The sequence below is a fragment of the Paenarthrobacter sp. genome (genome assembly GCF_031180005.1).
Classification (GTDB): Bacteria; Actinomycetota; Actinomycetes; order Actinomycetales; family Micrococcaceae; genus Arthrobacter.
In genome coordinates, this window is the sequence record NZ_JAPSHI010000002.1 from 232,560 (window position 1) to 244,732 (window position 12,173).

Genomic DNA, 12,173 nt, shown 5'->3' on the forward strand with positions numbered 1-12,173 from the left:
GAACCAGTTAGCCCATGTCGCCCTGGAGAAGGCGACGCGTCACCTCTGCCAGCAGCTCTACACCACGCAGCGCATCCTCGTCCGTGGTGTGCTCGGCCTCATTGTGCGAGATGCCCTCCACACTGGGAACGAAGAGCATGACGGTGGGGACAACGTCTTTCATGTTGGTCGAGTCGTGGCCGGCTACCGTCATGATGGTCGTGTGCGTGAAGCCCAAGCGTTCGGCGCTTGCGATGCCAAGGGCAACACCTTCAGGCTGGTAGTCCACCAAGCCCCACTGGTGTGTCAGCTCCATGCGGACATCGGTGCGGGATCGGTCACTGGCTTCGCCTGCCCATTTCCCCAAAAGTTCGACTGCCCGGGCAAGTACCTCTTCGTCCGGGGACCGAAGGTCAAGGTTCATGGTGACCTGCCTGGCAATGGTTACGGGGGAATTGGGAAGGACGTACAGTTCGGACACCGAGGTGTGCAAATGGCCGGGCTCAAACTCCGCTGCCAGTTCCCGTGCGGCGGCGATGAGCAGAGCCGCACCGTAGAGGGCGTCCCTGCGATCCTCCATTCGCGTGGCGCCGGTGTGAGACTGGGCTCCGTCGACGGTTACCCGGAACTTGCTTGCAGCCCACGTGCGGTCCACCACCCCCACCTGCGTGCCGTTTTCTTCAAGGTTCCGGCCCTGTTCGATGTGGATTTCTGCGTAGCGCGCCACCTCGCTGAGGGTGGGCGCGGTACCGTCCGGGAAGAGATGCCCATCGGCTAGGGCCTCCGCCACGGTGCTTCCACTGTGATCAGTCGTAGCCAATGCATCCTTGAGCGGAAGTTTCCCGGTAAAGACCGAACTTCCCATCATGCTTGGCGAGAAACGGCTGCCTTCCTCGTTGAACCAATTGACCACAGCCAGGTTGTAGGCGGGGTTCACCTTCCCGGCCCGGGCTTCCGCGGCCACGGTGCTTCCGGCCGTGGCTGCTGCGAGCACCCCGTACGCGCCGTCGTACCTTCCAGCCAAAGGCTGGGAATCAAGGTGGGAGCCCAGCAATACATAAGGAGCTCCCGGAACAAGCTCGATGGTACCGAATTGGTTTCCGGCTTCATCCACCGTCTCGGTGTACCCATGCCGGGTCAGCCACTGCCCGAACCACCGGCGGGTGCCGTGGTCCTCGGCGGTGCCTGCCTGCCGGTCCACGCCTCCACCGGCCGTGGAGCCAAAGGAGGACATTGCCGCGAAGTCATCCAGGAAGTTGGAGTAAGTTTTGCTCATGGTGTTTCCTTAGCTGTGAGTGCTGGAAGAAGTGCTCAGCGCTGGTTCAAGTTCTTCAGTTCGGACGCGTGGAGGAAACTTATCCGCACCGAAACGGATTTCCCCGCCCACCATGGTTGCCAGGACCTGGGTGGCTCCGATGGCGGAGGGGACCACTTTCGTAGGGTCTTGGTCGAGGAACACCAGGTCAGCTAAATATCCGCGGGACAGGCGGCCTTTCACGCCCTCCGCGCCCGTAGCTGTAGCCGATCCTGTTGTGTAGGCGGCCAGTGCCTCCGCAGCGGTGATCCTTTCGGCAGGACCGTAGACCGCCCCGGATGGTGTCAGCCTCTCCACGAAAGACTGCATGACATCCAGGGGGCGGCCGTTGGAGACGGGCCGGTCGGAGCTGCCAGGAAGAACCCCACCGCGTGTCAGCAGGCTCTTGCCCGGGTAAGACCATAGCGTGCGTTTCGGTCCGAGCAATCGGGCCATCCCGTCTCCAAACTCAGTGATGAAGTGCGGTTGGGGCACCAAGACAATCCCGGCTGCGGCTATCCTGTCCAGCTGCTCGGGGCGGACAACGCCTCCATGCTCGATCCGGTTGGGCAGGGCGTGAAGGCCGAAGGTGTCTTGGGCTTCTGTCAGGATGTCGATCGCGTGGTCGATTGCATGGTCGCCAATCGCATGCATGGCGACCGCCCAACCTGCGCTGTAGGCCTTGAGTGCTGCTTCGCGTAGCTTCGCCGCGTCCATCTGGAGATAGCCGTGGTTGTGGGTACAGCCGACGTATTCTTCGGTGACGTAGGCGGTGCTGCCAAGCAGCGAACCGTCGCTGAAGATCTTGACGGGGCCCAACTTGAGCCAATCATCGCCCAGGCCCGTACGTATACCGGTATCCAGTCCGCTGGTCACTGAATCCGCTGCATGCCCCTGCAACGGGTGCAGGGCATCGAGGACGATCATCGGCTGCATCCTGACGCTGAGGAGCCCCTTGTCCTTCGCGTTCTGATACGCCGCGAACTCCTGAGGCGAATGCCCAATCCAGCCGCCCGCAATTCCAGCATCAGTGACGCTCGTGATTCCCTCCGTCAAGTAATGCGATGTGGCCAAATCCAAGGCACGTTCGATGGTTTCCAACGGATAGGGCAGCAGGAGGTCCTGGACGAGCCGCATGGCATTTTCTTCCAGGAGTCCTGTGGGACGGCCATCCGGGCCTATGACCACCGCACCGCCGTCGATCCCGGCTCCAAAGTCTGCACCTTCGGCCTCAATCAAGGCCAGGGCCACCCCGTTGAGCGTGCAGGCGTGGCCGGACGAGTGCTTGATCCACACGGGGCGCCCGCCGGCGGCGGCGTCCAGCCGGTCGCGGTCCGGTTGCTGGCCGTCGAGAAGGAGTGGGCTGAAACCTGAGGCGACCACCCATTCGTTGGGTCCTAGCCTGGCTGCGGCTTCCGCGATGACGTCGTAAACGTCCTCCAGGCTTTCCACCGACCCGAGTCCTGCTTCCATCAGGCCCAGGCCGAACCACACGCTATGTGCATGAACGTCGTTGAAGCCCGGGACGATCGTAGCGCCCGCGGCGTCAATGACCCGGGCCGCACGGGCAGCCATGCCGGCGTCGGGATCGACATCGAGTATTTTGCCGTCATGAATGAGCAGGCTTTCCGCTGTAGGGCGGGAGGGATCCTGCGTCAGGATGTGGGCGTTGCGGATCAGGAGATCTACGAGCATGAATCCTCTTTGATAGAGCCCGGGATTTCCGGAGCGTGTGGGGCCGACTTCCATTCAATGCTGGAAAAATGGTGACTTCAATGGACAAAAGCCGCCGCCTGGCAGACAGATCTTGGGCGTTTGCCTAAAATTGACCCATGAGCCCTGATTCTCCCGAAAGCGCTGGTTCCCTTTCCGCCCGCTCCCGGGCCTTTAACCCTTCCCCGTCAAGCGAGCCGGAATGGACCGGCTTGATCGAACGCCTGTGGAAGGAGCGGGCCCTGCTGGTCAGTGACTTCCTGGACCGCTTCGCCGACATCTCCTATGGGCAGGCACTGGTACCCGCGGAGGACGTATACCGTACGGCAGAGGACACCATGGATCTGTTCCTATTCCAAATGGCCGGATTGGAACTACCGCCGGACTTGCAGGCCCTGCCCCGTGAAGTTGCCAGACGGCGGGCCAGCCAGGGCGTCCCGCTTGATGCATTCCTGGAGGCCATACGAAATGACTTCCGCGTCCTCTGGAAGGGGCTGGAGCGAGTCGCAGGAGACTCCGGAATCGCCCTCCTGGTGGCCAACATGACACGGGTCCTGGATACGGTGGAAGGATATGTCAGCAGTATCCAGCAGGCGTACGCCGAGGAGGAAGCCCGGCTGACCCGCAATAAGCAGCTCTACCGGCAGAGAATCTTGTCGCGCTTATTCAACAGCGGTATAGGCGCCCCCGGCGACGCAGCGGCGGCAGCCGAGGTTCAAGACATGGCGGCTGCCTTGGGCGTTCAGGCCACCGACACTTTTGAAGTGTTGGGAGTAGCCGCGGGCAACATCGCCCAAGCCCAGCGCCAATTCGAGTCAGATTCCCGAGCGTTCCTGTACGAGCACGGCGGAGCCCTTTACATCTTCCGTCAGCAGCGAAAGGGCAGGACCTGGCGGGAGGCCGGACCGGATTTTCCGGCCGGGTACGTTCCGGATGTCAGGGGGCTGGCTGGAGTCCCCTCGGCCGCCCCGGCCGCACTGGTACTGGCAAACCAGAGGGGTGCAGGCTTCGGGTTGGCAACGGTGGAGAATACTTGGATGGCCATCGCATCCGCCCTCTTGGAGCAAACACTCCCGGGGTTTTCTGCTCACGTGGCCGAAGCCCTGGACCGGTGCACATCCCACGAACGCCAGCGACTACTCCAGGTTGCCCGGATTTACGGACGAACCGGGTCCATCAAGGAAACCTCGGAGGAGCTCTACTGCCACAGAAACACCACCGTTAACAGGCTGCACAGCCTGCAGCAAGTTATCGGTCTGGATCTCACCATCCCTGAGGAGGCGGCTTTGGCGTTGGTAGCCCTGAGTGGCTATGACGAAAAGTCTGAAGCGTTGTGACTTTGCACAAATAGCTGAAGCGAAGCGGGTGGAAATTGTCATTGATGAGTGCGTTCTCACTGACTTAGTGTCGTAGATAACTCCCAACATGCAGCCGGAGGCATCCCGGCGGTTGTATGCGAACTACACTCCACCTGTTCGAAAGGCTCACATCGTGACCACCTCACATCCCGTTCCGACCTCCGAGGGCGCCCCTCCGGTTATCTCCGGCAAGGACGCCGGAAAAATTGCCCGAGCCGCCTTTGTGGGCACAGCGCTGGAATGGTACGACTACTACCTCTTCGGCACCGCTGCAGCACTGGTTTTCAACCGACTGTTCTTCACCAACATGGACCCCACCGCTGCTTTGCTGGCCTCCTTCGCCACATTTGGCGTCGGCTTCGCTGCCAGGCCGCTGGGGGCCATGATCTTTGGATATATCGGTGACCGCTTCGGACGCCGGCCGGCACTGCTCATCACCATCGTGATGATCGGCGTTGCTACTGCACTCATCGGCCTGCTGCCCGACTTCGGCAGCATTGGTTTGGCGGCGCCCATCCTCTTGGCAGTGCTGCGGCTTGTCCAAGGATTGGCTGTCGGCGGTGAATGGGGCGGTGCGGTAACCATGGCGGTCGAGCATGCCCCCGCCGAAAAGCGCGGCCGCTACGCAGCACTCGTCCAAGTGGGATCTCCCGTTGCCACCCTGCTCGCCTCCGGCGCCTTCTCCCTGGTCCTGCTCTTCCCGTCTGAGGCCTTCGATGCCTGGGGCTGGCGTATACCGTTCCTGTTGGCTTTCCCCATGCTGGGTGTTGCCCTCTGGATCCGCCTCAAGGTTGAGGAATCGCCGATCTTCAAGGACTTGCTGTCCATGGGCGAGACGTCCAAGGTTCCGGCATTCGAAGTCTTCCGTCATGCCAGTGGCCGCCTCGTAGTGGCAGTTCTCGCCGCGTTGCTTGGCGTTGGTGGTTTCTACATGATCACCACTTTCGTCGTCAGCTATGGATCAAATACCCTCGGCATGGACCGCAACGTCATGGTCAACGCCACGCTGATCGCCGCCGTGGCGCAGATTGTAGTGACCTTCTTCATGGGACGCCTGGCCGAAAAGATAGGCCCCGGCAAGGTCACCATGTGGGGCGGCATCGCCAGCGCCGTCATGGCGTTTCCCCTGTTCGCCATGATCGACACCAAGTCGCCGCTGCTGATCACCCTCGCCATCACCGTTGGGATCATGCTGATTGCCATCGCCTACGCCGTCAATGGTGCCCTTCTGACCGAATTGTTCCCCCCAAAGCTGCGGTACTCCGGCGTGGCCCTGGGCTACAACATCGCCGGTGCTACCAGCGGCTTCATGCCCTTGCTCGCCACCGCCATGCTCGGAGTGTCCGGCAACCAGTCATGGGGCGCCGCTCTGATCCTGGTCATCATCTCACTGCTTACCGCGGTGGGCGGCTTCCTCGGGGAGCGCCTGCGCGTGGAGGACAAGCGCCTGGTTCGGGATAACTAGGGACTCCGGACAGCCTGACACCACAGCCAAGGGAACCGAATATGATCACCGACGAACAATCCCAGCGAATCCTCGACGCCGTCGATGCCGCCTTTGACGCCCAACTTTCCTTCACCCAAGAACTCGTCAAACACCCCTCGCTCCGCACCAAGGAGGGCAGCGCCCAGGAACTGCTCCATGCAGCCATGGCCGCTCGGGGCCTGGCGATGGACCAATGGGAGCTGGACGCGGGGGAGCTTTCCACCCATTCGGGGCACGGAACAGTGACCGTTTCCTACGAAAACGTCACCAACGTTGTGGGCACGTACCAGCCCGTCACCGAAACCGGGCGGTCCCTCATCCTGAACGGCCACGTTGACGTCGTCCCGGAAGGTCCCGCGGAAATGTGGTCACGTTCCCCTTGGGACGCCCCAATCATTGACGGCTGGATGTACGGCCGCGGCGCAGGTGACATGAAGGCAGGGCTCGCGGCGAACCTGTTCGCTTTCGACGCCGTTCGTGCTGCCGGCTTTGACCCCGCGGGTCGGATCCACCTCCAGTCGGTGGTGGAAGAAGAATGCACCGGCAACGGATCGCTTTCCGCCCTGATGCGCGGATACCGCGCCGACGCCGTCGTCATTCCCGAACCAGAAGAGGACATGTTGGTGCGGGCCAATGTGGGCGTCCTGTGGTTCAAGGTCCGGGTTTCCGGGAAGCCGACCCATCCGCGGGAAATGGGCTCGGGTTTCAACGCCATCGATGCCGCCTACACCGCCATGGCAGCCCTGCGTGAAGTCGAAGAAAAATGGAACACGGAGCAGGCGAATCACCGGTATTTTGAGGATCTGGTGCACCCCATCAACTTCAACTTTGGAGGCATAGTTGGTGGGGACTGGCCATCCAGTGTACCCGCGTGGTGTGAATTCGACGTTCGCGCTGCGGTCTACCCGGGCATCAGCGCCGATCAGGCCTGGACCGAGCTCCAGGAATGCTTGACGAACCTGGGTAACGGTGAGCAGCCCATTGCTGCCGTTCCGACCAAAACAGGCTTCTTTGCTGAAGGTTACGTATTGGAACCGGGCAGTGAGGCCGAAGCGGTGCTGGAGCGTACCCACGCACAGGTGTTCGGCACTGAACTGGACAGCTTCACCACCCCCGGCTATCTCGACGGACGGGTGTTCACGCTCTACGCGGGCACTCCCACGCTGGTGTACGGCCCCGTCTCGGAATCGATCCATGGCTTCGACGAACGAGTCTCTGTGGAATCGATCAGGCGGATTACCAAGAGCATCGCCTTGTTCATTGCGGAGTGGTGTGGCACTAACGAACGTCCCGTCACCTGATCAAGAAACCTGATGCCGGAACAGTAAGCCATGGTGAAATCTGGCTCCCGAGAGGACAATGCGGTACATGGCTGAACAAAGAGTCAGTGAACAAGGTGGCAACGAACAGGACGCCAACAAAGACATAGTCAAGCGGCTGATCGGTTGCATCAACGATCGCCACATCGAGGTCATGGACGAGCTGTTCCACGACGACGCCGTGATGCACTGGCCTCAATCCGGGGAAATGGTACTCGGTGCGGAGAACCGCAGGGGTATATACAACGCCTTTCCGCAGTTGCCCACCATCACGCCAAGGCGCCTGCTGAGCGGTGGGAACCTTGTGGTAGCTGAGGCGTCGCTGGACTATGGCGGTCCGGTCTATGAAACCGTCTTCATCTTTGAGTTCCGCGACGGCAGGATCGCCAAAGAAACCGCGTACTGGAGTGAGGCCTTCCCTGCCCCGGAGTGGCGTTCCCAATGGGTTGAAATCAGTAGGACTTAGTCGCGTTCACCCCCGGAAAGAATGTCCGGGCTACTCGGCGGCAGGTCGCCGTCGTTGTTGTTTTGTGGCCGACCTGAGTTCTTTCGCTACGCGGTGGCGCCTGGCGGAGCCGCGGGTCGGCTTGGAAGCGCGGCGGACGGTTTCGGGGACGAGGCCCTGTCTTATCAGCTCAGCGAGCTTGGCCATGGCGATCTCGCGATTACGCAGCTGGGATCGTTCTTCCGATGCGGTCACAGTGAGGGTACCGCCGACGAGTTTTCGCCCCAGGCGTTTGAGCAGCAACTGCCGCTGCTCCTCAGTCAGGGTGACAGAGTCGGTAAGGTTCCACATCAACTCCGCCCGGCTGTCCGTGGTGTTAACGTGTTGACCGCCCGGTCCGGAGGAGCGGGAGAATCGCCAATTGAGTTCCGCGGCGGGGATCGTCAGCGAAGGGGAGATTTCCAGGTCCATGAGTCAAGCCTTGCACGTCATGGAGGCCTACGTGGGCACGTTCGCTACGACATTTTCCGACCCGCTTTTTTATATTAGGTAAGCCTAAGCTAATCTTTCGTTTTGTGATTGAACTGACTGAACTCTCCGGGCTCGAGGCCACGGACCTGGTCCTCCGTTATGGGGACAAGGATGTGGTCCATGGAGCAGGGCTCCGGTTGGAGCCGGGGCGCATAGTCGCCCTGGTGGGCCCGAACGGCAGTGGCAAATCCACTCTGCTTCGCGCGCTGGCCCGATTGCACGAGGCGTCTTCCGGAACGGTGACGGTCAAACCTGCGGACGGCGAAGCGTCAGATGCGTTGATGATGAAGCGCAGTGATTTCGCCCGGCATGTGACCTTGCTTTCGCAGAGCCGCCCCGTGCCGCACGGCCTCAGTGTCCGTGACGTCGTCGAGTTCGGGCGCCATCCCTATCGCGGACGGTGGCGCGCTGCCGATCCTGAGGGTCCGGCCGCCGTCGAACGCGCCATGGAGCTGACCGGTGTGGCGGAACTTGCCAACCGGGGCGTCCATGAACTCTCGGGCGGGCAACTGCAGCGGGTGTGGCTGGCAAGCTGCCTGGCGCAGGACACGTCAGTGCTGCTGCTCGATGAGCCAACCAACCACTTGGACCTCCGCTACAAGGTGGAGATCTTCGATCTGGTGTACGACCTCGCCCGCATTCACGGTGTGGCGATTGGCGTGGTTCTGCACGATCTCGACGAGGCAGCAGCACTTGCCGATCACGTGGTGGTTTTGTCCGAAGGCCGAATCGCGGCCGCCGGACCGGCGCACGAGGCACTTGATGCAGCGCTTCTCAGTGACGTCTACTCAATTCCCATCGTTACCCACACTGACCCGCTGACCGGCAGGCTGCGCACCCGCGCTGTAGGCCGACACAGCGACAGCTGAACACCCCTCACTAACGTAAGCCCCCCAACACGAAAGGGACCCCTGTGTCCATGAAGATCCACAAAGCCCTGGCCGCCACGGCCGCCTTGGCAGTTCTGCTCAGCGGCTGCGGCACCACTGAAGGCCCCGCGAGCTCCGCATCGAACAGTGCCGGCGCGGGAGAAGCCATCTCTGTGACAGACGCCCGCGGTACCGAGGTTAAGCTCGATAGCCCCGCCAAGCGCGTGGTCGGCACCGAATGGAACGTAGTGGAGAACCTGACTACCCTCGGCGTCATGCCGGTAGGTGTCGCGGACGTCAAGGGCTACAACACCTGGGTTACCGCCGGCAAACTGGACAGCACTCCCACGGACATCGGAACGCGCAACGAACCCAGCTTTGACACCATCGCCTCCCTCGATCCTGACTTGATCGTTGCCACCACCGACCTCACCGAGCCAGTGATAAAGCAGCTCGAAGAGTTGGCTCCCGTTGTTGTGGTGAAGTCCGCCGATGGCAGCCGCCAGATCGCGCAGGCCGAGGACAACCTGAAGCTCGTCGCCAAGGCAACCGGCACCGAGAAGAAAGCCGATGAGGCCATCGCAGCGTTCGACGCCGCCGTTGCCAAGGGCAAGGCCGATCTTGAGAAGGCCGGCCTGGGCGGTTCCCGGGTAGCGTTCGCAGACGGCTGGGTTACTGACGGCAAGGTTTCCATCCGCCCGTTCACCAAGGGATCCCTGCTGGCCGATATCAATAGCGAGCTGGGTCTCGTGAACCCGTGGACGGTTGAGGGCGACCCTGCCTACGGCCTGGGCTCCACCGACGTCGAAGGCCTCACCGCCGTCAACGCCGACCACTTCGTCTACATCACCAACAGCGCAGATGGCGATTTCACCGAGCAGTTGACCGACAACGCAGTCTGGAAGTCGCTTCCGTTCGTGTCAGCCGGCAAGGTGCACCGCCTCTCAGACGGCATCTGGATGTTCGGTGGCCCGGCCTCGATGACCCAGTACGTCGACGCCATCGTCGCGTCCCTCACCAAGTAGCCTCACCCGCATGACCGACACTGTGAAGAGGCCCGCCATGACCGTTCCCACGGCCGTGGCGGGTGCTCCCGTACCTGCCGCGCCGACTGGACGAAATGACGGTCGTCCCTCCGGGCTGGTCCTGGTGGCTGGCGCCGGGGTTGTTATCCTGGCCCTGTTTTCCACGATCCACCTCACGCAAGGAACGGCCGACGTCGGCCCCTTCCAGTTGTTGGGGCTGCTCACCGGAGGCGGAACGGACCAGGAAACCGCAGTGTTGGTTGCCTCGAGGGTACCGCGCCTTTTTGCCGGCTTGTTGGTCGGCGTGGCGTTGGGGGTTGCTGGCGCAGCTTTGCAGTCGGCCACCCGCAACGTCCTTGCTTCCCCTGACACACTGGCTGTGAACGCCGGTGCGCATTTCGCGATCGTGGCAGTGGCCGCATTCGGCCTGACGCTTCCGGCACTCCTGTCCGGTGGCATCGCCTTCATCGGCGGCCTCGCCGCGGCGGTGCTTGTTCTGGCGCTGTCAGGCGGAGGTGCCAATGGCAACGGCGGCCCGATTCGCTTGGTACTCGCCGGCACAGCATTGGCATTGGGCCTGCATTCGGCCACCAGCGCGTTCCTTCTTTTGTTTAGCCAGGAAACAACCGGACTGTATGCGTGGGGCCAGGGAAGTCTTGCCCAGTCCCGCACCGACGAGCTGATCCAGTTCACGCCCATCGTCCTTGTCGCTATCGCCGCACTCTTCCTCCTCGCTCGTCGGATGGATCTGCTGGGGTTGGGTGACGACGCCTCCAGGCTGGCTGGTGCGGATCCACGCCTGGCACGGGTGGGCGCCGTCGTACTTGCCGTGGTCCTGTCGGCTGCGGCGGTGACGATCGCCGGCCCGATCGGGTTTGTGGGACTCTGCGCCCCTGCAATCGTCCGTCTTCTGGCATCCCGTCTTCGCGGCCTGGGCCGGCATAGGGCATTGCTGCCCATCTCGGGCCTGGCCGGTGCTGTGGTGATCATCGGAGCGGACGTCCTGGTCCGTGGCCTGTTCGGTGCCCAAGCCGGCGTTGAGGTCCCCACCGGTGCAGTCACGACGGTCTTCGGTGCTGTCTTCATGGTGATCCTGGCCATGCGGATGTCTGACGCCGGGCTGAGTGTTGCAGGTGATGCCCTGGCGAGGCTGCGTTCCCGCCGGTTTTTCCTCACCGTTTTGATCGGGCTGCTCATTCTGCTTACTGGCTTGTTGGTGGCGGGGTCGCTACTCGGAGATGCGAAGCTCCTGCTCGGGGATCTCATCAACTGGGTCACCGGACAGTCGGGAAACCGTGTCAGCGCTATCCTGGGTACCCGTATGCCGCGTGTACTGGCGGCGGTTCTTGCCGGGGCTGCCCTGGCTCTCGCCGGTGCGCTCATTCAAGCGGTGTCCCGGAATTCCCTGGCCGAGCCTGGCATTCTGGGCGTCTCCGGCGGTGGCGGCCTCGCAGCAATCATCGTCATCACCACTGTCCCGACGGTGGGCTCGTGGGTGGTCACCGGCTCCGCGCTTGGGGGAGCGGCACTTTCTGCCCTGCTGGTCTTCGGATTGGCCTTCCGCGGCGGCCTTCAACAGAACAAGCTGGTGTTGATCGGCATCGCCATCTCCGCTGCGCTGGCGGCCGTCATCACCGTCCTCCTGGTGACGACAGACCCGTTCAACCAGACCAAGGCACTTACCTGGCTGTCAGGATCTACCTATGGCCGCAATTTTACTTCCGTCCTGCCACCGCTGCTGGCCCTGGTGCTGGCGCTGCCTGTGCTGATCGGCATGAGGCGGGACCTCGATCTGATTGCAGTGGATGACGACTCTCCACGCGTGCTGGGCATTGGGCTATCCGGATCCCGGGTGCTCCTGCTTTCGGTGGCTGTGCTTTTGACCGCTGGTGCTGTCTCTTCGGTGGGCGTGATAGCTTTCGTGGGACTAGTGGCCCCCCATGCCGCCCGCACCCTGGTGGGCGCACGGCACTCAAGGGTCTTGCCCGTGGCAGCGCTGATAGGGGCCTGCACGGTGGTGCTGGCCGATGTCATTGGCCGCACACTCATAGCGCCGGCCCAGATTCCTGCCGGAATCATGACGGCGTTAGTGGGCGCCCCCTACTTTGTGTATCTGCTCTGGCGTTCACGGGTGGACCGCACGGTCTAAGCTGT

10 protein-coding genes are annotated in these 12,173 nt (G+C 62.3%); 7 read left to right on the forward strand and 3 right to left on the reverse strand.

Features of this window, described 5'->3' with window-relative positions; genetic code table 11:
* Positions 1-7: 7 nt before the first annotated feature.
* On the reverse strand, positions 8-1,255 hold the full coding sequence (locus tag RIF72_RS03390; protein ID WP_309073454.1) for a M20 family metallo-hydrolase: 1,248 nt from the start codon (positions 1,253-1,255) through the stop codon (positions 8-10).
* 9 nt (positions 1,256-1,264) lie between these two features.
* The gene (locus RIF72_RS03395; RefSeq protein WP_309073455.1) at positions 1,265-2,968 is read right to left on the reverse strand and encodes an amidohydrolase; all 1,704 of its coding nucleotides are present in this window, start codon (positions 2,966-2,968) and stop codon (positions 1,265-1,267) included.
* A gap of 137 nt (positions 2,969-3,105) precedes the next feature.
* Here RIF72_RS03395 and RIF72_RS03400 point away from each other — a divergent pair, with 137 nt between their 5' ends.
* The 4 genes from RIF72_RS03400 (at position 3,106) to RIF72_RS03415 (ending at position 7,615) form a co-directional block, all read left to right on the forward strand.
* Positions 3,106-4,323, forward strand: a complete 1,218-nt coding sequence (locus RIF72_RS03400; RefSeq protein WP_309073456.1) for a helix-turn-helix domain-containing protein — start codon at positions 3,106-3,108, stop codon at positions 4,321-4,323.
* 154 nt (positions 4,324-4,477) lie between these two features.
* On the forward strand, positions 4,478-5,809 hold the full coding sequence (locus RIF72_RS03405) for an MFS transporter (protein WP_309073457.1): 1,332 nt from the start codon (positions 4,478-4,480) through the stop codon (positions 5,807-5,809).
* Positions 5,810-5,850: 41 nt separating this feature from the next.
* Positions 5,851-7,131, forward strand: coding sequence for an ArgE/DapE family deacylase (locus RIF72_RS03410; RefSeq protein ID WP_309073458.1), 1,281 nt, complete (start codon positions 5,851-5,853; stop codon positions 7,129-7,131).
* 67 nt (positions 7,132-7,198) lie between these two features.
* Positions 7,199-7,615: a nuclear transport factor 2 family protein gene (locus RIF72_RS03415; RefSeq protein WP_309073459.1), complete on the forward strand. Its 417-nt coding sequence runs from the start codon at positions 7,199-7,201 to the stop codon at positions 7,613-7,615.
* Between the two features lie 30 nt (positions 7,616-7,645).
* Here RIF72_RS03415 and arfB read toward each other — a convergent pair whose 3' ends face one another.
* Positions 7,646-8,065 (reverse strand): alternative ribosome rescue aminoacyl-tRNA hydrolase ArfB, encoded by a 420-nt coding sequence (gene arfB, locus RIF72_RS03420; RefSeq protein WP_309073460.1) that lies wholly within the window; start codon positions 8,063-8,065, stop codon positions 7,646-7,648.
* A 104-nt stretch (positions 8,066-8,169) separates the two neighbouring features.
* Here arfB and RIF72_RS03425 point away from each other — a divergent pair, with 104 nt between their 5' ends.
* The 3 genes from RIF72_RS03425 to RIF72_RS03435 are packed head-to-tail and all read left to right on the forward strand — an operon-like array spanning position 8,170 to position 12,168.
* The gene (locus tag RIF72_RS03425) at positions 8,170-8,994 is read left to right on the forward strand and encodes an ABC transporter ATP-binding protein (protein WP_309073461.1); all 825 of its coding nucleotides are present in this window, start codon (positions 8,170-8,172) and stop codon (positions 8,992-8,994) included.
* A 44-nt stretch (positions 8,995-9,038) separates the two neighbouring features.
* Positions 9,039-10,019: an iron-siderophore ABC transporter substrate-binding protein gene (locus tag RIF72_RS03430; RefSeq protein WP_309073462.1), complete on the forward strand. Its 981-nt coding sequence runs from the start codon at positions 9,039-9,041 to the stop codon at positions 10,017-10,019.
* Between the two features lie 10 nt (positions 10,020-10,029).
* Positions 10,030-12,168, forward strand: coding sequence for an iron ABC transporter permease (locus RIF72_RS03435; protein ID WP_309073463.1), 2,139 nt, complete (start codon positions 10,030-10,032; stop codon positions 12,166-12,168).
* The last annotated feature ends 5 nt before the right edge of the window (positions 12,169-12,173 follow it).

Excerpts from the sequence above, each read along its gene's own strand:
- RIF72_RS03435 (WP_309073463.1), top strand. The coding sequence starts at position 10,030 with ATGACCGACACTGTGAAGAGGCCCGCCATGACCGTTCCCACGGCCGTG.
- RIF72_RS03400 (WP_309073456.1), top strand. The coding sequence starts at position 3,106 with ATGAGCCCTGATTCTCCCGAAAGCGCTGGTTCCCTTTCCGCCCGCTCC.
- RIF72_RS03395 (WP_309073455.1), bottom strand. The coding sequence starts at position 2,968 with ATGCTCGTAGATCTCCTGATCCGCAACGCCCACATCCTGACGCAGGAT.
- RIF72_RS03415 (WP_309073459.1), top strand. The coding sequence starts at position 7,199 with ATGGCTGAACAAAGAGTCAGTGAACAAGGTGGCAACGAACAGGACGCC.
- arfB (WP_309073460.1), bottom strand. The coding sequence starts at position 8,065 with ATGGACCTGGAAATCTCCCCTTCGCTGACGATCCCCGCCGCGGAACTC.
- RIF72_RS03410 (WP_309073458.1), top strand. The coding sequence starts at position 5,851 with ATGATCACCGACGAACAATCCCAGCGAATCCTCGACGCCGTCGATGCC.
- RIF72_RS03390 (WP_309073454.1), bottom strand. The coding sequence starts at position 1,255 with ATGAGCAAAACTTACTCCAACTTCCTGGATGACTTCGCGGCAATGTCC.